The sequence below is a fragment of the Zoogloea oryzae genome (genome assembly GCF_030161255.1).
Lineage (GTDB): Bacteria > Pseudomonadota > Gammaproteobacteria > Burkholderiales > Rhodocyclaceae > Zoogloea > Zoogloea oryzae.
In genome coordinates this window covers 1-24,274 of the sequence record NZ_BSPX01000038.1, presented here as the reverse complement: position 1 = coordinate 24,274, position 24,274 = coordinate 1, and the positions used below count along the sequence as shown (strand labels likewise).

General features: G+C 66.7%; 23 protein-coding genes. 6 read left to right on the top strand and 17 right to left on the bottom strand.

Going from position 1 to position 24,274, the window contains the following annotated elements:
• Positions 1–28 precede the first annotated feature (28 nt).
• From QQK25_RS13190 to QQK25_RS13175, 4 genes are all read right to left on the bottom strand, one after another.
• On the bottom strand, positions 29–1,429 hold the full coding sequence (locus QQK25_RS13190; RefSeq protein ID WP_284188321.1) for a GntP family permease: 1,401 nt from the start codon (positions 1,427–1,429) through the stop codon (positions 29–31).
• 166 nt (positions 1,430–1,595) lie between these two features.
• Positions 1,596–3,026, bottom strand: coding sequence for a sigma-54 interaction domain-containing protein (locus tag QQK25_RS13185; RefSeq protein ID WP_284188320.1), 1,431 nt, complete (start codon positions 3,024–3,026; stop codon positions 1,596–1,598).
• A 55-nt stretch (positions 3,027–3,081) separates the two neighbouring features.
• Positions 3,082–3,858 (bottom strand): hypothetical protein, encoded by a 777-nt coding sequence (locus tag QQK25_RS13180; RefSeq protein ID WP_284188319.1) that lies wholly within the window; start codon positions 3,856–3,858, stop codon positions 3,082–3,084.
• A 79-nt stretch (positions 3,859–3,937) separates the two neighbouring features.
• Complete coding sequence (locus QQK25_RS13175; protein WP_284188318.1) at positions 3,938–4,840, bottom strand: LysR family transcriptional regulator; 903 nt, start codon at positions 4,838–4,840, stop codon at positions 3,938–3,940.
• 111 nt (positions 4,841–4,951) lie between these two features.
• On the opposite strand from QQK25_RS13175, the gene QQK25_RS13170 reads away from it, so the two are divergent.
• Both QQK25_RS13170 and QQK25_RS13165 read left to right on the top strand, forming a co-directional pair.
• Positions 4,952–5,893: a sodium-dependent bicarbonate transport family permease gene (locus QQK25_RS13170; RefSeq protein WP_153159941.1), complete on the top strand. Its 942-nt coding sequence runs from the start codon at positions 4,952–4,954 to the stop codon at positions 5,891–5,893.
• Positions 5,893–6,216 (top strand): P-II family nitrogen regulator, encoded by a 324-nt coding sequence (locus QQK25_RS13165; RefSeq protein ID WP_284188317.1) that lies wholly within the window; start codon positions 5,893–5,895, stop codon positions 6,214–6,216. The genes QQK25_RS13170 and QQK25_RS13165 overlap by 1 nt, the downstream gene beginning before the upstream one ends.
• Before the next feature lie 12 nt (positions 6,217–6,228).
• On the opposite strand, the gene QQK25_RS13160 is transcribed toward QQK25_RS13165, so the two are convergent.
• The 3 genes from QQK25_RS13160 to QQK25_RS13150 form a co-directional block, all read right to left on the bottom strand.
• On the bottom strand, positions 6,229–8,775 hold the full coding sequence (locus QQK25_RS13160) for a bifunctional diguanylate cyclase/phosphodiesterase (RefSeq protein ID WP_284188316.1): 2,547 nt from the start codon (positions 8,773–8,775) through the stop codon (positions 6,229–6,231).
• A 173-nt stretch (positions 8,776–8,948) separates the two neighbouring features.
• Positions 8,949–10,496, bottom strand: a complete 1,548-nt coding sequence (locus QQK25_RS13155) for a fumarate hydratase (protein ID WP_284188315.1) — start codon at positions 10,494–10,496, stop codon at positions 8,949–8,951.
• An 18-nt stretch (positions 10,497–10,514) separates the two neighbouring features.
• Positions 10,515–11,045: a TIGR00645 family protein gene (locus tag QQK25_RS13150; RefSeq protein ID WP_153159945.1), complete on the bottom strand. Its 531-nt coding sequence runs from the start codon at positions 11,043–11,045 to the stop codon at positions 10,515–10,517.
• Between the two features lie 104 nt (positions 11,046–11,149).
• On the opposite strand from QQK25_RS13150, the gene purB reads away from it, so the two are divergent.
• The 4 genes from purB (at position 11,150) to QQK25_RS13130 (ending at position 14,306) form a co-directional block, all read left to right on the top strand.
• Positions 11,150–12,517 (top strand): adenylosuccinate lyase, encoded by a 1,368-nt coding sequence (gene purB / locus QQK25_RS13145; RefSeq protein WP_284188314.1) that lies wholly within the window; start codon positions 11,150–11,152, stop codon positions 12,515–12,517.
• Between the two features lie 93 nt (positions 12,518–12,610).
• Entirely contained in the window at positions 12,611–12,928 is a 318-nt protein-coding gene (locus QQK25_RS13140; protein WP_284188313.1) for a DUF2322 family protein, read from the top strand.
• A gap of 64 nt (positions 12,929–12,992) precedes the next feature.
• Positions 12,993–13,634, top strand: a complete 642-nt coding sequence (locus QQK25_RS13135) for a TetR/AcrR family transcriptional regulator (protein ID WP_284188312.1) — start codon at positions 12,993–12,995, stop codon at positions 13,632–13,634.
• Positions 13,635–13,691: 57 nt separating this feature from the next.
• Complete coding sequence (locus QQK25_RS13130) at positions 13,692–14,306, top strand: nitroreductase family protein (RefSeq protein ID WP_284188311.1); 615 nt, start codon at positions 13,692–13,694, stop codon at positions 14,304–14,306.
• Between the two features lie 22 nt (positions 14,307–14,328).
• Here the strand turns inward: QQK25_RS13130 and QQK25_RS13125 are convergent, their stop codons facing one another.
• From QQK25_RS13125 to QQK25_RS13080, 10 genes are all read right to left on the bottom strand, one after another.
• On the bottom strand, positions 14,329–14,682 hold the full coding sequence (locus QQK25_RS13125) for a VanZ family protein (RefSeq protein ID WP_284188310.1): 354 nt from the start codon (positions 14,680–14,682) through the stop codon (positions 14,329–14,331).
• 79 nt (positions 14,683–14,761) lie between these two features.
• On the bottom strand, positions 14,762–16,489 hold the full coding sequence (locus QQK25_RS13120) for a potassium channel family protein (RefSeq protein ID WP_284188309.1): 1,728 nt from the start codon (positions 16,487–16,489) through the stop codon (positions 14,762–14,764).
• A gap of 4 nt (positions 16,490–16,493) precedes the next feature.
• Positions 16,494–16,877 (bottom strand): DUF6394 family protein, encoded by a 384-nt coding sequence (locus QQK25_RS13115; RefSeq protein ID WP_284188308.1) that lies wholly within the window; start codon positions 16,875–16,877, stop codon positions 16,494–16,496.
• 175 nt (positions 16,878–17,052) lie between these two features.
• Positions 17,053–17,487, bottom strand: a complete 435-nt coding sequence (locus QQK25_RS13110) for a type IV pilin protein (protein ID WP_284188307.1) — start codon at positions 17,485–17,487, stop codon at positions 17,053–17,055.
• A gap of 57 nt (positions 17,488–17,544) precedes the next feature.
• Complete coding sequence (locus tag QQK25_RS13105) at positions 17,545–20,931, bottom strand: pilus assembly protein (RefSeq protein WP_284188306.1); 3,387 nt, start codon at positions 20,929–20,931, stop codon at positions 17,545–17,547.
• 15 nt (positions 20,932–20,946) lie between these two features.
• Positions 20,947–21,453: a pilus assembly PilX family protein gene (locus tag QQK25_RS13100; protein ID WP_284188305.1), complete on the bottom strand. Its 507-nt coding sequence runs from the start codon at positions 21,451–21,453 to the stop codon at positions 20,947–20,949.
• A complete protein-coding gene (locus QQK25_RS13095; protein WP_284188304.1) occupies positions 21,450–22,472 on the bottom strand; it encodes a PilW family protein in 1,023 nt (340 codons plus the stop codon). The genes QQK25_RS13100 and QQK25_RS13095 overlap by 4 nt, the downstream gene beginning before the upstream one ends.
• 8 nt (positions 22,473–22,480) lie before the next feature.
• Positions 22,481–22,918, bottom strand: coding sequence for a type IV pilus modification protein PilV (gene pilV, locus QQK25_RS13090; RefSeq protein WP_284188303.1), 438 nt, complete (start codon positions 22,916–22,918; stop codon positions 22,481–22,483).
• A gap of 24 nt (positions 22,919–22,942) precedes the next feature.
• Positions 22,943–23,530, bottom strand: coding sequence for a GspH/FimT family pseudopilin (locus QQK25_RS13085; protein WP_284188302.1), 588 nt, complete (start codon positions 23,528–23,530; stop codon positions 22,943–22,945).
• 427 nt (positions 23,531–23,957) lie between these two features.
• Positions 23,958–24,274, bottom strand: a 317-nt coding sequence (locus tag QQK25_RS13080) for a phosphomethylpyrimidine synthase ThiC (RefSeq protein WP_284188301.1), incomplete at its 5' end; no start/stop codon positions are given.

Sequence of the window (24,274 nt, the reverse complement as noted above, 5' to 3'; positions counted from 1 at the left end):
ACTCCTGTGCCTGAAGATCCGCCGCGTCTCAGACGAGGCCGGTGAGGTAGTAGGTGGCGATGATCGCAAAGACCGCGCTGGTCTTGATCATCGTGATCGCAAAGATATCCTTGTAGGCCACCTTGTGGGTGAGGCCGGTGACGGCCAGCAGGGTGATGACCGCGCCGTTGTGGGGCAGGGTGTCCATGCCGCCGGAGGCCATCGAGGCGACCCGGTGCAGCACTTCCAGCGGAATGCCGGCGGCGTTGGCGGCGGTGATGAAGGTCTCCGACATGGCGGCCAGCGCGATGCCCATGCCGCCCGACGCCGAGCCGGTGATGCCGGCCAGGGTGGTGACGGTGATGGCTTCGTTGATCAGCGGGTTGGGGATCACCTTGAGGGCGTCGGCCACCACCAGGAAGCCCGGCAGGGCGGCGATCACGGCGCCGAAACCGTATTCGGACGCGGTGTTCATTGATGCCAGCAGTGCACCGCCGACGGCGGCCTTGGTGCCTTCGGCAAAGCGCGCGGCGACCGTCTTCCAGGCGAACACCATGACGGTGAGGATGCCCACCAGCAGCGCGCCTTCCACCGCCCAGATGGCGGCGATCTTGGAGACGTCCTGCACCACCGGCGCGGCCTTGCCGATCACCGCCGGAACAAAGCTGTGGCTCTTGCCGTAGATGGTCGGGATGAGGTCGGTGAAGAGCTTGTTGGTGACGCCCACCAGCACCAGCGGCAGGACCGCGAGGATCGGGTTGGCCAGCTTTTCGGTGTCGTCGAAGGGTTCGGGTTCGTTCACCAGGTTGGTGCCGTAGCCTTCACCGGCCGCGGCAGCGGCGCGGCGACGCCATTCCAGGTAGGCCATGCCGAGCACGAAGATGAAGATCGAGCCGATCACGCCCAGCACCGGGGCGGCGTAGATGTTGGTCTTGAAGAAGGTGGTCGGGATGACGTTCTGGATCTGCGGCGTGCCGGGCAGGGAATCCATCGTGAACGAGAAGGCGCCCAGGGCGATGGTGCCGGGGATCAGGCGCTTGGGAATGCCGCCCTGGCGGAACATCTCGGCCGCGAAGGGATACACCGCGAACACCACCACGAACAGCGACACGCCGCCGTAGGTGAGCAGCGCGCACACCAGCACGATGGAGAGCATCGCCCGCTCGGCGCCCACCAGCTTGATGACCGACGAGACGATGGATTTCGAGAAGCCGGACAGCTCGATGACCTTGCCGAAGATGGCGCCGAGCAGGAAGACCGGGAAGTAGTTTTTGACGAAGCCGACCATCTTGTCCATGAAGAGGCCGGTGAACATCGGTGCGACGAGGGTCGGGTCGGTAAAGAGGACGGCGCCGAGGGCTGCGACCGGCGCGAACAGGATGACGCTGTAGCCCCGGTACGCGATGTACATCAGGAAGCACAGCGAGGCTAATACGATCAGGAATGACATGGTTGGAATCTCCTCCGTTATGGGTTTGCGGCGATCTATGCGCAGAAACCATGCCAGTGTTTTTACTTATTGATTCATAAGGAGAACGTATTTTTGCTGCGGTGCATTGTGTCCGTGGCGCCGGGCAGGGTGTCTGGTGCCTCGGACAGGTGTCGCGGTGTTGTCGTCAGGTGTTGGCGGCGCTGCCTAGGCCAAGGGCGGAGATCTTCTCGTACAGCGAGGCGCGGGAGATGCCGAGGATGCGCGCAGCCTGGGCCTTGTTGCCGCCGGCGCTGGCGATGGCGTCGACGATGGCCCGGCGCTCGGCGTCCTGCTGGATCTGGTCGAGGGTGCGCGTGGGGCTGGCCTTGGCCGGGGCGGGCGTGGCCCGCGCCGCGGCGGGCAGCAGGTGCTCGAAATCCCGGGCTTCGAGCCGGTCGGCGTCGGACAGCAGGAGCGCCCGTTCGAGCATGTTCGACAGCTCGCGCACGTTGCCCGGCCAGGTGTAGCCGGCCAGGCAGGCGATGGCGTCGGCCGACAGGCTGCGAGGCGGCTCGCCCAGCTGGCGGGCGATGCTGTCGGTGAGGCATTCGGCGATCAGCGGCAGGTCGTCGATGCGCTCGCGCAGCGGCGGCACATCCAGCGTCATCACGTTGAGCCGGTAGAACAGGTCGGGGCGGAAGCGGCCTTCGTCCACGTCCTTCTGCAGGTTGCGGCTGGTGGCGGCGATGATGCGTACGTCAATGGGGATGAGCCGGTTGGAACCCACCGGCTCGATCTCCTTCTCCTGCAGGGCCCGCAGGAGCTTGGCCTGCAGCGCCGGCGACATGTCGCCGATCTCGTCGAGGAACAGGGTGCCGCCCTGGGCCAGCTCGAACTTGCCGCTACGGCCCTTGCGGTCGGCGCCGGTGTAGGCGCCGGGGGCGACGCCGAAGAACTCGGCTTCGAGCAGGGTTTCGGGGATCGCGGCGATGTTCACCGCCACGAAGGGGCCGTCAGCCCGCGGGCTGGCGGCGTGGATGGCCTGGGCGAGGAGCTCCTTGCCGGTGCCCGTCTCGCCGAGGATCAGGACCGGCGAGACGGCCCGGGCGGCGCGCCGGGCCTTGTCCTTGACCGCCACGCAGGCCGGGCTGGTGCCAACGAAGCTGGCGAAGGTGTAGCGGGTGCGGCGGGCTTCGTCGAGCTTGCGGCGGGTGTCGGCGAGCTCGAGGCGCAGGTTCTGGAAGCGCGACAGCAAGGGGGCGAGCTGGCGCGGGTCGTCGAAGATCATCACCCCCACGCCGCCGATGATCGTACCGGCGCTGTCGCGCACCGGCAGGCGCATCACCACGAAGGATTCGCTGCCGAACTCCATCACGTCGAGCATGATGGGCTTGCCGCTGGCCACCACGCTGCGCATCAGGCTGTTGGGGATCACGTCCTCGACCGGCAGGCCGATCACCGAGGCCGGATCGGCGATGCCCAGGTGGCGCGGGTACTGCTCGTTCATCCACACGATGCGGGCTTCGCGGTCGACGATCAGGATGCCCTCGGAGAGCTCGGAGAAGGCGGCCAGCAGCGTGTCGTTCACGTGCCGGCGGATGCGTTCGGCCTCCGCGGCGAAGGGTGCTGGTGCCATCGGTCTCCTGCCTCGTTCTTGTTCTCGTCCGGCAAGCATAGCGCACCTGACGGCGCTAATGCCCGCGCGGCTGCAGTCCGATCTCGATGGCGGTCTGCGGGCCGATCAGCGTGTCGGCGAGGCTGTCCGCCTCGTCGGCGCGGCCTTCGGCTACCGGGATGCGCCCGGCCATGATCTCGGCCAGGGCCTGAGGGTGGCGCGGCTGGCGGTTGGGCTCGGCGTAGCCGTCGGGGAAGACTGGCAGCAGGGTCTGCGGATCGTATTTGTCGGTGGCGCCGAGGGTGTGGAGCAGCTCGTGGGCGATCACCACCGCGTTGCGTTGGCGCTCGTCGCGGCTGGCGAAGACTTTCACCACGCCGATCAGCCCTTTCTCGAGGCCGAGGGAGTGATCCAGCGCCGGGGTTCGGGCCGGGTCGTGGTAGAGCACGAACAGGCGGATCTCCGGGCGCGGCCCCGGCGCGGCGTCGTGGCGCCAGGCCCAGTAGCGCAGCTGCAGGCTCCACAGGGCCACGGACAGCCGGCCGCCACCTTCCGGGAGCGGCGGGGGCAGGGCATTGACCGGCGGCGCCAGGTTGATTGCCACCGGGCGCAGCAGCGGCCGACCGTAGCGGCGGACTTCCTCCTGCAGCCATTCGCCGATGGGCGCGAAGTCGTCAGGGTGCAGGCGCTCGACGATCTGGCGGGTGACCGGCGAGTCGTCGGCCATGATGGGGTAGATCGTGGTGTGCACCGAGTGCTTCCAGTCGGTGGCCTGGGCGCCGGCGCGCCACGCGCCCACAGCCACGGTGACGAGGATGATCAGCAGGATGGCGATGCGCAGTTTGCGGAACATGGGCGGGCGTGGCGGAGCAGTGGCGGGTGACGAGATTGTCATATTCTAGCGATGCCGACGCCCGGGCTGTCCACGGGTGTCAGCCGGCAGGCAGGGCCGGGGCCTGGCGCAGCTCGTCGAGAAAGGCCCGGGCCGGCAGCGACAGCACCTTGCTGCGCAGATGCACGACGTTCCACGGCCGATGCAGGGGAAAGCCGGCCACGTCGAGCACGCACAGGCCCTCGGCGTCGAGGCGCTCGCCCAGGGCGTGGCGCGACAGCACGGTGAGGCCCATGCCGGTGCCGGCGAGCTCCAGCAGCGCCTCGTTGCTGGCCAGCGACAGGCGTACTCGCAATTGCACGCCGGCCGCTGCGGCGAAGGCGTCCACCGCGTGGCGCGAGCCGGAGCCGGGCTCCTTGAGCAGGAAGGGCTCGCCGGCCAGTTCGGCCAGCGTCACCGGCCGACCTGCGGCCCAGTGGTCGCGGGGGGCGAGCACCACCAGCTCGTTGTCGAGGAAGGGATGGACGACGATGTCCAGGTCGTCGGGCGGGTAGGACATCACATACAGGTCGTCCTCGTTGCGGCGCAGGCGCTCGACGATCTTGGCCCGGTTGGCGATCTCCAGCTCGATGGAGACATCCGGGTAGCGCCGGCAGAAGGCACCGACCATGCGCGGCACGAAGTACTTGGCGGTGGTGACGAGCGCCACCCGCAGCTTGCCGCGACGCAGGCCGCGTAGCTCGTCGATGGCCGAGTCGAAGCGGTTCCACACGTCATCGAGGTTGCGCACGGTGGCGAGGAGCTCGTCGCCGGCGGCGGTGAGGCGCAGTTCGCGCCCGGTCTGGTCGAAGAGCGGCATGCCGACGGTGTCGGCCAGCTGGCGCAGCTGGATCGACACCGCGGGCTGGGTGAGGTGCATGGCCTCGGCGGCGCGGCTGAAGCTGCCCAGGCGGGCCACGGCGGCGAAGGTTTCGAGCTGGCGGAAGGTGATGCGGCGGCGCATGTATAAGTTATGGCTTATTGGTTTGTCGAAAAGCTTTAATTGGATTTTATGCTGCACCGCCCCCAAGCTTGCAAGTGTTCTGTTGTCTGCGGGCGGCTGCCCGATCCAAGCATGCCTTTCGAACCTGTCATCCTGTTCTTCGTGCTCGGCCTGGTGGCCGGCATCGTGCGTTCCGACCTCAAGCTGCCCGGCGTGGTGTATGAGGCCCTGAGCATCTTCCTGCTCCTCGCCATCGGCCTGAAGGGCGGCGTCGAACTGTCGCGCCACAACGTGGCCGATCTGGCGCTGCCGGCGCTGGTAATCGTGGCGGTGGCGCTGCTGATTCCCCTCGCGGCGTTTCCGGTGCTGCAGCGGCTGGGTCGCCTGCCGCGGGCGGATGCGGCGTCGATTGCTGCCCATTATGGGTCTGTGAGCGTGGTCACCTTTGCTGTGGCGAGCAGCTATCTGGCCAGCCGCGGCGAGCCGGCCGAGGGCTACATGGTGGTCTTCCTGGCGCTGCTGGAGCTGCCGGCCCTGGTGATGGGCGTGGCGCTGGCCCGCCGGGGCGCGGCGGACACCCGCTGGGGCAAGCTGTTCCACGAGGTGCTGGCGGGCAAGAGCATCGTGCTGTTGGGCGGTGGCCTCTTGATCGGCTGGCTGGCCGGGCCGGAAGGCATCCAGCCCCTCGACCGGGTGTTCTTTGACCTGTTCAAGGGCATGCTGGCCTTCTTCCTGCTGGAGATGGGCCTGGTGGTCGCCGGGCGGCTGGCCGACCTGCGCCGGGCGGGGGTCTTCCTGGCTGTGTTTGCGGTGCTGATGCCGCTGGCGGGCGGCCTGCTGGGGGTGCTCACCGCCAATCTGCTGGATTTCTCGGTGGGCGGCGCGATGCTGCTCGCCACCCTGTACGCCAGCGCGTCGTACATTGCGGCGCCGGCGGCGATGCGCATCGCGGTGCCAGAGGCCAACCCGGCCCTGTCGATCGGCGCGTCGCTGGGCATCACCTTCCCGTTCAACCTGCTGGTCGGCGTGCCGACCTACCACTGGCTTGCCAGCCACCTTGCCGGAGTGATCTGATGAATCTGCCCCTGAGCCTGCGCAGGCTCCTCACCATCATCTGCGAAGCCAGCCTGGAGCCCGAGCTGGTGCGCGAACTGGCCCGCCTCGGGGCCCGCGGCTACACCATCACCGAGGCCCGCGGGCAGGGCGCCCACGGCCTGCGCGACGGGTCGTGGGGGGCGTCGGCCAACATCCGCGTGGAGGTGCTGTGCGACGAGCTGACCGCCGAGGCCATCGTGGACACGCTCCACGCCGGCTACTCGGCCAACTACGGCATGGTGATGTTCGTGACCGACGTGGCCGTGCTGCGGCCGGACAAGTTTCGCGGCGCGCCGGGCTGAGCCTGCCGGGGCTCAGTCCTGATCGGCGAAGGCCGGCAGCTCTTCGAGGACGCGGGCCGGCACCGGCCGGCCGAAGTGATAGCCCTGCAGGGTGTCCACCTCGAGCTCGCGCAGGGTGGTGGCGGTCTGGGCGTCCTCGACGCCTTCGGCCACCGTGCGCAGCCCGAGGGCACGGCCCAGCTGGACGATGGCCTGCAGGATGCGCAGGCCGTCGGGGGTGTGCACGCGCTGGACGAAGGAGATGTCGATCTTGAGCTCCTGCACCGGCAGCTCGTGGAGCTGGGAGAGCGAGGCGTAGCCGGTGCCGAAGTCGTCGATCGACAGGATGAAGCCGGCGTCCACCAGCTGGCGCAGGCGCTCCTCGGCGAACTCCACTTCGAGCAGGGCGACGGATTCGGTGATCTCCAGCACGATGGCCGAGGTGGGCAGGTCGTGCCGGCTCACTTCGTGGATCAGCCCGCTGACGAATTCCGGCGCAAACAGCTGGCGTTTGGAGATGTTGAGCGAAAGGTGCAGCTCGGGGCGGCGGGCGTGCCAGCGCTGGAACTGGGCCAGTGCGAGGGTCGTCACCCGCTGGCCGAGGTCGGCGATCAGGCCCAGGCTCTCGGCCATCGGGATGAAGGTGGCCGGGGAGATCCAGCCCAGATCCTTGTCGTGCCAGCGGGCCAGGGCCTCGATGCCCACCAGCCGGTGGCGTCCTTCGGCGTCGCGTTCGGTGCGCACCTGGGGCTGGAACCACACCTCGATCTGTCCGCCCTGGATGGCGTCGGCCAGCTTGGCCTGGATGTACAGCTCCTTCTTGCCCAGGCCCTTGGCCGACATCTCGGAGAACAGCTGGAAGTTGTTCCGCCCCTGGGACTTGGCGTAGAACATCGCCCGGTCGGCATGGGCCAGCAGGGATTCGACGCTGTCGCCGTCGTCGGGGAACATCGCGATGCCCATGCTGAAGGTGGCGTTGATCGGCTGGCCGGCCACCGCGAAGCTGCGCGGCATCACCTTCTGCAGCTTGCGCGCCACCTGCCGGGCGTCCTCGATGTTGACGATGCCGGGCAGGAGGGCGACGAATTCGTCACCGCCCCAGCGGGCCACGGTGTCGCCGTCGCGCAGGTTCTTCTCGAGGGCCTGGGCCATGGACAGCAGCAGCGCATCGCCGGCCTTGTGGCCATAGGCGTCGTTGATGTTCTTGAAGTGGTCGAGATCGATGAAGCACACCGCAACCCGATCCTGATTGCGGCGGGCCAGCTGGATGGTCTTGCAGACGCGGTCTTCCAGCAGCACCCGGTTGGGCAGGCCGGTGAGGGCGTCGTGCAGCGCCATGTGGGCGATGTGACGCTCCTGCAGGTAGGTCTTGGTGATGTCCCGCAGCACGCCGCGGATGCCGACGATCTTGCCGGCGTCGGTCAGTTCGGTGACAAAGCGGCACTCCATCCAGCGTTCGTAGGCGGCGTCGCCCACGAAGCGGAAGCGCCCGTGGAACTCGTCCTTGGTGCCGTCGGCGAGGCTGTTGAGGCAGCCCGCGAAGGCGGCCTGATCTTCCGGGTGGACGGAGTCGAGAAGCGGGTAGGTGCCGGGCGCGCGGCCGGCCAGCTGCCACCAGCCGCTGTTGGCGTTGATGATGGTGCCGTCGGGGCGCAGCTCGATGACGGCCTCTTCAAGCATGTCGAGGGTGCGCACCAGCGAGTGCTGTTCGGCGGCCCAGTGCTTCTCGTTTTCGAGGGCGCGGCTGAGGGCCTGGAAGGGCTGGCGCACGCTCTCGACGAACACCGCCCGGTAGATGAAGCCGTAGGAAATGATCTTGTACAGGTGGCCGATGAAGTTGTAGCTGTCGCTCACCGACACGTAGCGGGTGAAGCACAGCTCGGAGAGCATCGCCACCGCGGACGCGGCGAAGAGATCTGCCGCATTGAAGGCCGCACCGTGCATCGCCCGCCATGCGAACACCAGTGCCGCGGCGCCGTAGATGAGGACCAGCCCGTATTCGAATGCCACCTTGAGCGGCGTGAGTCCGCTGCCGGGCACGAAGAAGGCCGGCAGGTGGTCGGGTGTCAGCAGTTCGAGGGCGTAGAGCAGGGCCACGTAGGCCAGCACGCCGGCCAGCAGCCGGTAGCGGTGCCGTGTCTCCAGCATCGGTTGCCACGGCCGGAGGGCGGCCACCAGCAGGCCGGCGGCCACCAGCAGGCGGGCTGCCAGCCAGAACACGATGGCCTTCTGGGGGCTCGCCGGGGTGATGAAATCGGGCATGCCCCGGTAGCCGAGCATGTGGCCGAAATCGAGCAGGGCCGTGCCCAGCAGCACCACGCCCAGCAGCACCACATTGCCAGGCCGCTCGTCGGAGTAGGCGTTCCAGACGATGCCGAACACCAGCATCGCCACGACGATGGCGCCGGTCTCCATCGCGGTGTGCAGCGGCAGGTAGCGACCAATGCCGAAATCGGATGATGGCAGCAGGCCGATCATCAGGAAAAGCAGCAGCAATGCCCCGGGCCACAGCGCGGCGCGTTTCAGGTCGTGGAGGGGCGTGGGGGTAGGGCCCACGGGTTGCTCGGCGGGTGCAGGCATCAGGCGCTCGTCCTCGGGGGTGACGATTTGCTCATTGGCGCGGCCGGGCCGCAGGCGCAGCCGGACGCAGTTGATCCGATTATCGGCCCTGTCGCGGGTGGTATTGACCCTTGGCCGTGACCCGGACGAAAAAAAACCCGACACGCGTGTCGGGTTTCTTGCGAAGCAGAGAATCAGGCGACGGTGACCGGGATCTTGCCGATCTTGGCCTGCCATTCCTTCGGGCCGGTGTTGTGCACCGAGGTACCGGAAGAATCGACCGCCACGGTGACGGGCATGTCCTGCACGTCGAACTCGTAGATGGCTTCCATGCCCAGGTCGGCAAAGCCGACGACCTTGGCCGACTTGATGGCCTTGGCCACCAGGTAGGCGGCGCCGCCGACGGCCATCAGGTAGGCGGACTTGTTGTCCTTGATGGCTTCGATGGCGGTGGGGCCACGCTCGGACTTGCCGACCATGGAGATCAGGCCGGTCTGCTCGAGCATCATTCGGGTGAATTTGTCCATCCGGGTGGCGGTGGTCGGGCCGGCGGGGCCGACGACTTCATCGCGCACCGGGTCCACCGGGCCGACGTAGTAGATCACGCGGTTGGTGAAGTCGACGGGCAGCTTCTCGCCCTTGGCCAGCATGTCGGCGATGCGCTTGTGGGCGGCGTCGCGGCCGGTGAGCATCTTGCCGTTGAGCAGCAGTTTCTGGCCCGGCTTCCAGGCAGCGACTTCTTCCTTGGTCAGGGTGTCGAGGTTCACGCGGGTGGCGGACTTGAGATCCGGCGTCCAGGTGACGGCGGGCCAGTCCTCGAGCTTGGGCGGCTCGATCTTGGCGGGGCCGGAGCCATCCAGGTGGAAGTGGCAGTGACGGGTGGCGGCGCAGTTGGGCACCAGCGCGACCGGCAGGTTGGCGGCGTGGCAGGGGTAGTCGAGCACCTTCACGTCGAGGACGGTGGTGAGGCCGCCCAGGCCCTGGGCGCCGACGCCCAGCGCATTGACCTTCTCGTAGAGCTCGAGACGCAGCTCTTCGGCGCGGGTGAGCTTTTCGCCCTTGGCGGCGGCGTCAGCGGCCTTGGCCTTGAGGTCGTGGATATCGACCGGGGCCATGATGGATTCCTTGGCCAGCAGCATGGCCTTCTCGGGCGTGCCGCCGATGCCGATGCCGATGATGCCCGGCGGACACCAGCCGGCGCCCATCTCGGGGATCTTCTTGAGGACCCAATCCACCAGATCGTCGGACGGGTTGAGCATCGCGAACTTGGACTTGGCTTCGGAGCCGCCGCCCTTGGCTGCGCAGATCACCTCGACGTGGTGGCCCGGGACGAGCTCGAAGTGGACCACCGCCGGGGTGTTGTCCTTGGTGTTCTTGCGGGCACCGGCCGGATCGGCCAGCACGGACGCGCGCAGGGGGTTGTCCGGGTTGGCGTAGGCGCGACGCACGCCTTCGTCGATCATCTGCTGGACGCTCATGGTGGCGTCCGGCCAGGTGACCTGCATGCCGACCTTGATGAACACCATGCCGATGCCGGTGTCCTGGCAGATCGGGCGGTGGCCTTCGGCGGCCATGCGCGAGTTGGTCAGGATCTGGGCGATGGCGTCCTTGGCGGCGGGGGATTCTTCGCGCTCGTAGGCTTCGCCGAGGGCCTTGATGTAGTCCAGCGGGTGGTAGTAGCTGATGTACTGGAAGGCGTCCGCGACGGACTGGATCAGGTCTTCCTGCTTGATTGCGGTCATGGGTGAGGCTCCCTCTCTTTAGTGTTTTGACAGCAGAACGGTCTGGTTCATGATCTTGTCGACCCACGCCATGGCGAGGGCAGAGAACAGGAACACGACGTGGATGATGACCTGCCACATGATGGCCTTCTCGGGCAGGTTGGCCGCGTTGATGAAGGTCTTGAGCAGGTGGATCGACGAGATGCCGATGATCGCGGTGGACAGCTTGATCTTCAGTACGCCGGCGTTCACATGGGACAGCCACTCGGGCTGGTCCGGGTGGCCTTCGAGGTCGAGCCGCGAGACGAAGGTCTCGTAGCCGCCGATGATGACCATGATGAGCAGGTTGGCGATCATCACCACGTCGATCAGGCCGAGCACCACCAGCATGGTTTCGGTTTCGCTGATGTGGCCGCCGGAGTTGATGACGTTGCTCACCAGGTGGCCCAGTTCGGCCATGAACAGCCACACGTAGATGCCCTGGGCGACGATCAGGCCGAGGTACAGCGGCGCCTGGAGCCAGCGGCTCCAGAAAATGAAGTTCTCGAGAAGTTGCGGACCTTTTCTCATGGGTTTGGCACAGCAGTTGGGGAGCCCGGATTTTATCATCGGCGAAGCGCGCTCCAAGGCGGTAAAATAGAGAACTTTGCTTTTCTGCCTCAAGGGCTTTACGCATGAACCTGCAACCCATCACCGCGCTGTCGCCGCTGGACGGCCGTTACGAATCCAAGGTCTCCGCGCTGCGCGAGCACTTCTCCGAATTCGGCCTGATCCGCAACCGCGTGAAGGTCGAGATCGAATGGCTCAAGGCGCTGGCCGCCGCGCCCGAACTGGCCGAGATCGCGCCGTTCTCCGCCGCCACCATCGCCGAGCTCGACGGCGTGATCGCCAGCTTCTCGGTGGCCGACGGCGAAGCCGTGAAGGCCATCGAGGCGACCACCAACCACGACGTGAAGGCCATGGAGTACTGGCTCAAGCAGCGCCTTGGCCACAACCCCGAAGTCACCCGCGTCACCGAGTTCATCCACTTCGGCTGCACGTCCGAGGACATCAACAACGTCTCCCACGCGCTGATGCTGCGCGACGGCCGCGACGACGTGCTGCTGCCCTCCCTCGACAAGATCATCGCCCGTCTCGTCGAGCTGGCCCACCAGCACGCCGACCTGCCGATGCTCTCCCGCACCCACGGCCAGCCCGCCAGCCCGACCACCCTGGGCAAGGAGATGGCCAACGTGGTGTATCGCCTGCGCCGCACCCGCAAGGCCATCGTCGGCGTCGAGCTGACCGCCAAGTTCAACGGCGCCGTGGGCAACTACAACGCTCACCTGTCGGCCTACCCCGAGTTCGACTGGGAAGCCTTCAACGGCCGCTTCATCGAATCCCTGGGCCTCGCCTTCAACCCCTACACCATCCAGATCGAACCCCACGACGCGATGGCCGAGCTGTACGACGCCACCGCCCGCGCCAACACCATCGTGCTGGATGTGTGCCGCGACATCTGGATGTACATCTCCCTGGGCTACTTCAAGCAGAAGCTGAAGGCCGGCGAGATCGGCTCGTCCACCATGCCGCACAAGGTCAACCCGATCGACTTCGAGAACGCCGAAGGCAACCTGGGCCTCGCCAACAGCGTGCTGCGCCACCTGGCCGACAAGCTGCCGGTGTCCCGCATGCAGCGCGACCTGACCGACTCCACCGTGCTGCGCAATATGGGTGTGGCCTTCGGCTATGCCGTGCTGGCCTACGATTCCTGCCTGCGCGGCCTGGGCAAGCTGGAAGCCGACCCCGCCCGCCTCGCCGCCGATCTCGACGCCTGCTGGGAAGTGCTCGCCGAGCCGATCCAGACGGTGATGCGCCGCTACGCCGTGCCCAACCCCTACGAGCAGCTCAAGGAGCTGACCCGCGGCAAGGGCATCACCAAGGAAGCGCTGCAGCAGTTCATCGGCACCCTGGCGATCCCCGAAGCCGAGAAGGCCCGCCTCCTCGAGATGACCCCGGGCAGCTACATCGGCAAGGCCGCCGAGCTGGCCAAGCGCATCTGAGATCCCGCCGGCGCGCAGGTGCCGGCATGGGCAGAAGGGCGACGACGGTCGCCCTTCGCGTTTCAGTTTCAACCTGATTGCGGAGATTCATCCATGGCATTTGCCGACAAGCTCAAGGCCCTGCCGGGCGTATCGCATCTGGCTTCGATCCAGCTGCTGGGCGCCGCCGATGAGGTGGTGGCCACCATCGAGAACAAGCCCGGCCAGGCTGGCTCGCTGGCGGTGTACAACCACCTGGCCCAGATCCACGGCGCCATCACCCCGACTGCCGCCGCCCAGGGTATCGAGATCTACTCGGAGCACAGCGAGGACGCGCGCCTCAATCCGGGCAAGCACCCCAACATCGACCGCCTGATCGGCCTCGTCGAGCGGGGCGAGACCCTGCGGGTGAAGCACGTGTTTGCCGCCTGAGCGGTTTTTGCGCTGCATGAAGAGGCTGCCCGCGGGCAGCCTTCTTTTTGCCCGATCAGGTCTGTTGACACATACCGACCGATCGGTATGTAATTCGCCCACCATGAGCCGCCAGCCCGATCTCACCCGCGCCCGCATCCTTGATGCCGCCTTCGCCGAAATCCACCGCGAAGGCTTTCGGGCGGCTGGCGTGGCGAGCATTCTGGCGGAGACCGGGCTCACCAAGGGCGCCTTCTACCACCACTTTCCCAGCAAAAAGGCGCTGGGGCTCGCCGTCATTGACGAGCGCATCGCGCCGCTGCTCGAGGACTGGGTGGTGCGTCCGCTCGACGACGGGCCGCAGGCGTCGGTGGCGGCCTTGCTCGACCTGCTGGCGTGCAGCCATTCGGCCGATGCGTCGGCGATCAATCTCGGCTGCCCGCTGAACAACCTGATGCAGGAGATGAGCGCCCTCGACGAGGATTTTCGGGCCCATCTCGCAGCCATCCTCGAGCGCTGGCAGCGCAAGCTGGCCGCGCTGCTGCGGCGGGCGCAGGCCGCCGGGGAGATTCGCGCCGACGTGGATTGCGAGGCCTGCGCGCTGTTCATCGTTGCGGCCTGGGAAGGTGCCGTCAGCGTGTCGAAGAACCTGCAGTCGGCGGCGGCCTTTCACGCGACGATGGCGCAACTGCGCGCTTACGTCGCCAGCCTGCGCCCGCCGCGCTGATTTTTTTACCCCAATACATACCAACTGGTTTGTATGTTTCAACCCTCCAGGAGATCCATGATGAAAGTATCCGAAGCCATCCGCCAGCGCCGTGCCGTCAAGGCCTTTGACCCGACACACCGCATCGGCGAGGACGAAATCGAGGCGCTGATGCAGCTGGTCAAGCTGTCACCGACGGCCTTCAACATCCAGAACTGGCGCTTTGTCCTCGCCCAGGACCCGGCACTGCGTCAGCAACTGCGCGCGGCCGCGTGGGGGCAGGCGCAGGTGACCGATGCGTCCCTGCTGGTTGTCGTGACCGCCGACCTCAAGGCCTGGGAGAAGGCACCGACCCGCTACTGGCGCGATGCCGCGGCGCCGGTGAAGGAAGCCATCCTGCCAATGCTCGACGGCTACTACCGCGGCCGGGATGTGGTCCAGCGCGACGAGGCGATGCGCTCCTGCGGGATCGCCGCGCAGACCTTGATGCTCGCGGCGCAGGAGCTGGGCTACGACAGCTGCCCGATGGATGGCTTCGACTTCGACGCGGTGGCCCGTCTGATCCAGCTGCCGTCCGATCACGTCATTGCGATGTTCGTCGCGATCGGCAAGGCGGCCCAGCCGGCGCATCCGCGCAGTGGCCCGCTGCCGCTCGACGAGATCGTCGTGCGCGACCGCTTCGCCGTGGCCTGATCCCGGAGACGTCGGGTCGCGCTTACGCCGGGCGTGCCGTCCTGGCCTGGATGATCCACCGGGCGATGACGATGCCGAGCATGTCGGCCACCACGTCCATCGGTTCGCCGAAGCGGTTGGTGGTGAGGGTGTGCTGGCAGATCTCGATCAGGATGCCGTAGCCCAGCAGTCCGCCGGCAACGGCGTTGATGCGCGCCGGCCAGCCGGCCCAGCCCAGCAGCGTCAGCACCGCGAAGGCCGCGCTGTGGTGCAGCTTGTCCTGGAAATCCACCACCTCGGGCACGACAGCCATCGGGATCATCGCCAGGATGAAGATGACGATGAGGGCAAGGGCGAACAGCGTGCGGATGACGGGCGGGGGCAGGCGGAAGGGCATGGCGGGTTGCGGTGATCGGGAGCGCGCATTCTAGCTCAGCGGTGGCGGCAGCCCGGGCGCCCGCCGCCCGCGCCGGGTGTCAGGTGGTGCCGGCCCGGCGGCGGGCGGCGAGCCATTCCCACACCAGCCCGCCGGGTGAATCCTGGCCGGTCAGCACGTAGGACAGGGTGTGGGCGTTGAAGAGGGTCAGGTCGAGATCCTTGCGGGCGGCCTCGAGGCCCACCAGCAGCAGCTGGTCGCCCAGCTTGATGTCCTGGTCGTCCCCGGGCAGCAGGTGGGGCGGATCGCCTTCGCGCAGGAGCAGCAGGGCGCGGCATTCCAGGGGCGGTCGGCCGGTGACTGGGGCGCGCAGCAGCTGGCCGAGCCGCAGGCTGTCGTGGCGCATCAGCAGGCGATAGGCCGACGGGGCCTGGGCGATGTTGAGGGTGACGCTCCACACCATGGGCACGTCCCACCCGAAGCGCTCGGTGAGCTCGTCGAGCAGCTGCTGAGACCAGTTGTCGTCGGCCCGGCGCACGGCGTTGAGGAAGGGGGCCAGCAGTGGGGTGGTGAGGATGGCGAGGCATTCGTGGGCGACGATTTCGCTGGGCACCATCGCAAAGTCGGACTCGAAGGCCTCGAACAGGGTGTGGTTGGCGACGTGGTTCTGCCGCAGCACGGTGAACAGCCGGGGGTTGAGCTCCCGGGCGGTGACGACGGTGGACAGGTTGTTCACGTCGTTGGCGGTGGCGGCCACGATGCCCACCGCGTCGGCGATGCCGGCGGCCCGCAGGGCTTCCACGCCGGTGCCGTCGCCCTTGATCCAGGTGTGGCTGGGGTCGATGGGCGGGGCGCGGTCGATGATCGTCACCGGCAGGCCGGCGCCTTCGAGGGCCTGGGTCATCACCCGGCCGAAGGCGCCGTAACCGCACAGCACCCACTTGCCGGCGGGCGGCTCGCGGTGGCGGGTGATGGTGGTGCCGGGCAGGCCGGTGAGCCAAAGCAGAAGGTGGTAGGCGGCCGGCGAATGCAGGGCGAGGGCCATGTACTCGCCGAACTTTTCGAAGGGGTTGATGATGTGCCGGGTGCCGAACGAGGCCATGTTGGCAACCGTTTCGGCGTGTTCGGCGCGGCACAGGGCCGGCAGGGCGGGGGCCAGCAGGCGGGCGGCGATGGCCACCGCGAGGTTGGTGCCGTCGTCGTTGGTGAGGGCGATCACCCCACGGCAGTACTTGCTGGTGAGCCCGGCAAACACGAGGGTGTCGGGCTTGCCGGCGTCGGCGCACAGGGCCGGCATGTCGGCGGAGTAACTCTGCAGCTCCAGGTCGCCGACCCGGGTCTCGTCCAGTTCGATGACCACCGCCCGGAAGCCCAGCTCGTCCAGCGCCCGGCAGATCAGCCGGCCGGTCTCGCCGTAGCCGCACACAAGGAAGAAGGGTTCGCGCAGATGCCGCACCTGGCGCGAGAAGCGCTGTACGGCGATGGCGTTGAGAAAGTTCTTGTCCTGCAGCATCGCGAAGACGGTGCCCAGGGTGTAGGCCCAGCCGATCACCGACAGGTAGATGCACAGGAGCGTCCATAGCCGCTGTTGCTCGGAGAAGGCGTAGGGGATTTCGCCGAAGCCGATGGTGGTGGCGGTGTAGCTGATGAAATAGACGGCGTGGAAGAAGCTCATCCGCGGCCCCAGGCCGCCGCCGTTGGGGTCGGGCGGGCCGGGCACCAGGGTGAGGCCCAGCACCGATACCGCGAAGATCACGATGAGCACGATCAGCGGCGTGCGCAGCCGCCGCAGGACCAGGAAGATCGTGCTGGTGGGGGTGTTGTTCACGGCGTCAGCGCCGCTGCATGATGGTTTCGGCGATGAGGATCACCACCGACACGATGTTGGCGAAGAGGGCGCCGCCAGACAGCGAGACGATGCTCGACATGGTGGCTGGGGTGAGCCCGGTGCCGGCCACGTGGACGACGTAGCCCCACACCATCGCGGCGGCGAGCAGTTGCAAGTCGGCCACGAGGCTGGTGGCGAGGTGGATGGCGCCGATCTGGGTGCGGTCGCCGAACTTGAGCACGGTGGCGATCAGGTTGACCACCACCGCGGCGAACAGCTCGTAGATGTCGTGGTGGGCCGGGTTGTCGATCTCGCCGATGAAGAAGCCGAAGTTGAGGGTGGCGGCGAAGACGATGAAGAAACCGAAGATGACTTTCTCGAGGTTCATGGGCGGGCCTGGCTTCTGGTGGTCGGTATCCAGGAATGCTAGCACCTGCCCGACGGCAGGGTGTTGCCCACGTGCCGGCGCCGCTGGCGGATGGGTGCGAAGTGTTGCCTGAATGACAAAGGCGGGAAGCGCCGGCCGGATGGGCCGGGACTTCCCGCCTTTGTCGGGGTGATGCTTACCAGCAGGTGCTGGTCGTACCGGTGCCGGATACCGTGCGGGCGCCGCTCTGGCTGAGGGTCAGGGTGCCGCACTGGGTGTCGGAGCTGGCCTGGCCGCCCTGGGGGGTGACCTTCAGGACGAACGCGTTGGCGCTCACCGAGGCAACTGCCAGCACGTAGTTGCCCTTCATGTCATTGACGCAGGACGTGGTGGGCAGCGCCACGGCCGTGCCGTCGAGGGCCTGGTCGTAGCGCAGGTTGGTGGTGTAGAAGCGCTCCATGTACTGGGCCGCTTCCTGCAGGCAGGCGGTGGCCAGGTTGCGCTTGCTGCGCACCACGTAGGTCGAGTAGTTGGGGTAGGCGATCATCGTCAGGATGCCGACGATGCACACGGCGACCATCAGCTCGATGAGCGTCATGCCGGCCTGGTTTTTAGGAAGACGGTTACGCATGGTGGGTGTTCCGGTGGCGGTGGTTGCGACTGACCACCGCTATAACGGCACGCCAAGTCATTCCTTGCGGATTTCACGCCACGAGACGCGCCCCTTGAGTTCGCTGAGGTTCACGTTCGGCTGGGCCTTGCAGACGCCGGTCGAGTCGCAGCTCTGGATCGTGAATTTCGAGTCGGTCACCTTCTTGATGGTGATCTCGCCGATCATCCCGCCGGTGCGCACCGAGCCTGCCGGGGTGAGCTTGCCGCCGACCAGCTTCTTGTCGGCGTCGTCGAAGGCGTTGTCGTTGTTGATGTCGAAGAAGGGCTTGGTGAGCGTGGCGCCCGAGAAGGCGCTGAGGGCGTTGAGATAGCCACTGCCACCCGAGGCGCACTTGTCCGAGCTGGGGATGACGCTGCTGGCGTACAGCACGCCTGCCGAGTACTGGCTGCGCGACACGATGCGTTCGCCGGTCTTCACGCCGCCGACGGCCATGTCCACGTACCAGCCGCTCTTGCCGACCATGTCGTTGGCGACGGCCTCGGAGAAGGTGCGGGTGAGGTAGCTGCCCTGGGCGGTTTCGGCGGTGAGGGTGCGCTGGGTGAGGGCGCTGCGGCTGGCGATGGTGGTGCCGTCGTCGATCAGGCCGTACCAGCTCTGGATGGCGGTGTCGGAGACGTCCCCGTTGGTCAGGTAGCGTCCGGTGCCGCCGAAAACCCAGCGCTTGTTGGTCTTCGGGTCGATGGCAACGGAGAGCCCGGCGGTGATCGGCTGGGTGTTGTTGCTGGCATCCCGGGCGGTGAACATCGAGGTGCCGCTCCATGCGGAGGTATCGGTGCCAGTCAGGTTGAAGCGCCAGAAGTTGCCGAGCAGGTCGCCCGCGTAGATCAGGTCGATCTTGCTGTCACCGTCCTTGTCGAAGCCGACCAGCGAAGACAGGCCGTTGGTGGCCGACGACGAGCCCGCGCCGGTGGCGATCTTCTTGATGAGCGCCCCGGTGTTGAGGTTGAGGATGTACAGGAAGGCTTTTTCGTTGGTGCTGTTGTAGCCGTTACCGATGATCACCGCCCAGTCGCCGGTGTTGAGCCGGGCGATGAGCGGCTTGCCGAGGGTCTGGCCCAGGTCGGAATCGGTGTATTCCCACAGCACGTTGCTGGTGCCGAAGGTGGAGGGCGTGGTGACGTCGAGCGCGTAGATGCCCTTGCCGGCGCGGCCCAGGCTGCCCACCAGGATGTTCTTGCCAACGGTGGCCTGGTCGGAGACCACCAGCTCGCCATCGTTCAGGTAGGCGTGGGAGTAGTTGGGGTTGGCGAGCGTGGCCATCGTGGAGAAGTTGACGCTGCCCGGAATGTAGGCGAACTGCTCGACGCCGCTCGTGGCGTTGAAGGCGTGGAGCATGCCGTCGTTGGCGGCGGCGAAGATGGTGTTGGAGGCCTTCACGTAAACCGGTGCCGGGTTGGCGAAGTCGCCGATCACCGACGTGCGGTTGCGGTAGGCGCCGCCGTTGGAGACTTCGCCGGTGCGCACGCCGCGCAGGTAGTCCACCACCGCCGAGCTGCCGAGGGCGCTCTTCTTGCTGGAGCTGAGGTTGGTGTACTCGAAGGTGGTGCCGCCGCCGCCACTGTCCTTCCAGGTGTAGATCTTGCGCGAGGCGGGCGCCGGTACGTTGGCGGAGGCCTTCCAGAGCGGGATCGGGGTGCCGTCCGAGGTGGTGTTCATCTGGCCGTTGGCGTTGTAGCCCACAGCCCACAGGTCGCCACCCCAGTTGCCGTCGTAGCGCGCGACGAAGGTCTTGCCGTTGGCTTCGAGGGTGAAGGCGGTGACGGCCACGTTCCACACGCCGCCGGCTTCGCCGATGGTGGTGAGGGCCGAAACCAGGCCGTTGGCGAACTCGGTGGGGTTCTTGGCGGCAACGAAACTGCCGCGGCCGTTAACCGCCGCGTGCCACAGGTCGTCGATCTTCTGGGCGTCGCCGTCGAGCGGGTTGGGCCAGGTCTTCGTGCCCGAGGTGAGGGCGGCCAGATCGGTGGCCGGGTTGAGGGTGCCCTGGGGCCCGAGGGACAGGGTGAAGGTGTTCATGTTCTGCCAGAACGATGGGTTGGTGCTGGTGGCCCGCATGTTGTTGGCCATGTCGGTCCGCAGGTCACGCTTCCAGTAGTACATGGAAATGTCGGCCAGGGTGTTGGTGTAGCTGTCCTGGTAGGGCCTGACTGCCGAATACTTGTACGACTGGGAGCTGGTGCCGGTGATGGTGGTGCCGGCCGTGCCGTCTTCGTTGTCGACCCCCGCGATGGTGGTGTCGGCGTAGTAGCCGTCGGTGGTCAGGATCGTGAAGTTGCGCCGGCACGACAGCTGCGGGGCGGGGCCGTAGGGGCCGGTGTTGTCGGTGCGCGAATAGTACTGGCCGGCCTTGTCGAGGGCTTCCTTGAGGGGCGTGCCGAGGGTTGGGACGGTGTTGGTGAACAGGTTGTTGAACCAGGTCTGCCGGTTGGTGCTCTCGAAGACGCCGGAGGTGGGGATCGCGTCGCCGAAACTGCTGCTGTTGATGGTGGTGAAGCCGACCCGGTAGTTGGTGCCGAGCTTGGAGAACGCAATGCTCGAACCGGCCCGGGCCGCCAACGTGCGCGAGCGGTAGTAGCTGAACCAGTTGGCGAAGTTCTGGGCTTCCTCGGCCACGGTGCGGCTGACCGAGCCCCAGTTGAAACTGGTGACGGTGGTGTTGCTGCCGCCGTTCAGATCCTGCTTGTAGCCGGTGGAGCCGCGGATCTGGTAACGGATGTAGCTGGCCGCCGCCGCCGTGGAACCGCTGCCCTTGTACACGTAGAAGGTGATCGGGTAGTAGCTGTGGCTGCAGCTGCCACCCCACCCGCAGATCGAGTTCCAGGAGGTCAGCGAGGTGCCCGTGATCCAGTTGGCGGTGGAGGTCTGCTGGGCGGTGAGATTGATCGTGCCCGCGCCGGAATTGGCTGGATGCCAGGGGGCTGCGGACGGCGTCACGTTGCCGTAGGAGGTCCCGTCATATCTCACCCACGGGGTGTAGGTGATGGTGGGGTCGTAAAAGACGTTGTTGTTGTACGACGAGCGCTTGTAGAAGCTCTGGAAACTGGTGTCGGTAAAGGCCGGGATCAGCACCTGCGAGGCGTTGCCCCAGCCGTAGGTGTCTGAGCCGTAGATGGTCCGGTTGGGCGGCGGGAAGAGGTAGGTGCCCAGCTGGCTTGCCGTGGTGGCGTTGTCGGGGAAGATGACCAGATCGTCCGGCATCATCTCGAACTGCATGCTGCCGGAGTCGTCCAGGATGTACAGGATGTTCGACGGAATCGCTGCGGCCGATTGCAGGGGGGCGCTCGGGATGTCGAGGGCGGCGCCTGCGGGCTGGCAGATGAGTGCGACGGCAAGGGCGACCAGCGATGGCGTGAAAACGGCCCCGGACTTGCAGTTGCGCTTGAGATTGGACGGGCTGCTCATGACCGACTCCCTGGATTACTGGCGTAGATTGGATTGAAGCGTGACCGAGGTGCCGCGGCCGTTGGCGGCCACTGCGCGGGCGGTGATGCGGACCATCGGGATGAGGCAGGTGGGCTCGACCGGCACCTGCAGATGACAGGTGCCATCCACCGGCTGGGCGCCCATGTCTTCGAGGATGTACTGGGCGGTGACGATGCCCGCGTTGGCGTTGGCGGCCGATTTCCACCCGGTGAAGCTGCTGTCCATCCAGCGGTCGGTGGCGCCCGCAACGGGCGTCGGGCAGAGCCCATTGGTGCAGGTGCTGGTGAAGGTCAGCGGTGATGCGGCGACGATTTCGGCTTCCCGCAGGGCCGCTTCGGCGGCCTCGAACACGTAGTTCTGGTCGTACTGGTTGCCGCTCATCCGCTCCTCGAGGCCGGCGCTGCGCATGGCCGAGAGGCCGAGGAGGGTGATGATGATCAGGATCATCATCGAGGCGACAAGGACCATGCCGCGCTGGGCGTGGTGCGGGTTCCGGCTCATGGCGTTCTGTTCCTCAGCATGATGGTGCTGGTGGCCACGGTGCTGATGCGGCGATCCCCGGTTCCACCGGTGGCGATGTTCTTGTCCAGGCCTTCGAAGTTCAGGGTGAGGCGCACCGAGATGACGGCACTCCAGTCGGTGACGGAGGCGGCGTCCACATAGGCCGTGTTCCCGTTCTGGAGGTACTGGATCTGCATGTCCGTCACGCCCGTGGCGATCTCCTCGGGGTTGCCGTTCAGGAAGACGCGGTAGAGGGACGGGCGGCCGTTGGTGCCGTTGCCGATGTACCAGGTGCTGGCCCCGAAGCGGTACAGGCGGGCGACCAGCGAGTCGTACTTGTAGGCCGTGGTGGAGCAGTTGTTGTCGGCGTCGTAACCCAGGGCGATGCCGCAGTTGCGGGCGCTGCCGGCGCCGGCCGCGTAGGTCACCGTCTTGCCGGCGACGGACGAGGCGTTGAACACCGTGGATTGCTTGTAGTCGCAGGCGATCAGGACGTCGTTGGCGTTGAGGCCCGACGTGGCGGTGTTGAGGGTGAAGCTGTAGCCGGTGTTGCTGTGGGCGTCGATGCTGAAGCCGGCGCCATAAGCGCCGGTGAGCTGGATCGCGTCGGTGGTGCTGACGCGTTGGGTAGTGCCGGTGCCGATGGCGATCGCGGGGCTGGCCGTGCCTGCGTCGTAGCCCATCACCCCGTTGCCCATCACGCTCCACCAGGCCGGGGTGGTGGCCTGGGCGGCGTTGAGGATGCTCTCGTTGCGCTTGGATATGGCGTTGTCCAGGCGGCTGCCGTTGCCGCAGCCGGTGCCGGCCGCCTCGCGGATCTCGTGGCTGATGAGCGCGAAGGAGATCCGCGCCGAATCCTGCATCTTGGAGAGGTTGTCGGAGGTCTTGTAGGAGGTCTGGCTGCCCAGGAAGACCACCAGCACGCCGCCCACCAGCACCATGCCCAGAACGAGCGAGATCATCAGCTCGATGAGCGTCAGCCCCTTCATGCGGGCGGGGCGTGAGATCGGGGCGAACATGGCGGTCTTCACAGGATGACGCGGGTGGTCACGCTGAAGGCGGACTTGCCGCTGGTGGCGCGGGAGTCGTCCCACTGCACGGTGATGTCGCAGGTGGCGTTGCGGCACACGATGCCGCCACACGCGGTGCGACCGATGGCTCCCTTGAGGGCGTTGAGCCAGGAGGCCACGTCGGTGCTGGCGAGGCTGGTGCCGCTGGCGCTCGAGCAGGTGTCCACGTTGTATTCGCCCCCTTTGGCGGCGATCACGTTGGCGCGCATGGATTCGGTGATCGAGGCGCTCATGATGGTTGCCATCGAGCGCGACTGGGCGCTCTGGTTGTTGCGCAGCGAGACGGTCTGCAGGGCGGCCATGCCAAGCATGCAGAGCGACAGCACGACCATCGAGACGAGCACTTCGATGAGGCCCACGCCTTTTTGCCGCTTGAGGAGGGACTTGTTTCTCATTTCCGGGATGCCTGTGGATAGGGGTCAGGAGTTGGAGGGGGTGGGGCAGGCGCCGTCGTTGTCCACCTGGACGATCAGCGGGCGGCCGCCAGAGGCGATGCGCAGCTCGCGGGCGTTGTGGGCCGGCGACGCGGTGACGATGCACACCGACAGCTTGGCCTGCAGCAGGGCTGACGACGAACCCGGCGCGGTGCGGGCAAAGCCGTCCGAGCCGATGCGGATGCGGTTGGTCTGGCCGCTGATCGCGGCACTCGCCAGCACGCTCATGCCGGAGGCGTTGGAGATCGTGCCGCTGCGCAGGATTTCCGATGCGCTGGGGGTGTCGGTGCCGTCGATGTCGGCAAACACCAGCCAGCCCTTCCAGCCGTCGGTGGCCGCCGAGCAGGTGCTGCCGTCGTCGCTGCGGCAGAACACCACGCGCTGGTTGAGGCGGATCGCCTCGCTGCGGGCAATCATCAGGCCGCCCAGGATGTCGTTGGCCTGGGTGGCCAGCCGGTTTGTGTTGGTCAGCGCGACATACGACGGCGCGGCGATGCTGATGAGGATCGCGGCAATGGCGACCGACACCAGCAACTCGACCAGCGTGAATCCGTTTTCGGGCAGCTTGCGCATCTCGGTTCTCGGGCCACTTCCGTTGCCGGGGCGGCGGTCAGTTTTTGGGGTTTACCGGTCTTTGCAGACAGTTCAGGCCAGCGCGGAATCTGGTCTCGTACTAATTACGGTAACGACAAAAATGAAAAAAAACTGAAACGGGTTCGGTGATCTGCGTCACGACGTCCCGTTCGTTCCGGTCCAGTAGGAAACGGCGGCGCGGATGCGAACTTGAGATGGCTGCGACGAACGGTAGATCGAGCGGCGCATCCCGCGCGGGGACTGGATATTCCGCAATGCAGCAGGTGCTTTTGAGGGGGGCGGAAAGGCGCGTGCCGCGGGGGATGCGGCGCGCCGGCATGGCCGGGGAAGCCATGCGAAAGCGGTTCAATGCACAAAAAAAGAACGGGCCCTGAGGCCCGTTCGTCGGAAGCGGCGAAAGGTGACTTTAGACTTTTTGGTAGATTTCCGCGCCCTTCTTCACGAACTCGACCGCCTTGGTCTCCATGCCCTTCTCGAGGGCTTCGGCCTCGGCGATGCCCTGGGCGGCAGCGAAGTCGCGCACGTCCTGGGTGATCTTCATCGAGCAGAAGTGCGGGCCGCACATGGAGCAGAAGTGGGCGACCTTGGCCGATTCCTTGGGCAGGGTCTCGTCGTGGAAGCTCTTGGCCTTGTCCGGGTCGAGGCCCAGGTTGAACTGGTCGTCCCAGCGGAACTCGTAGCGGGCTTTACTCAGCGCGTTGTCGCGGATCTGCGCGCCCGGGT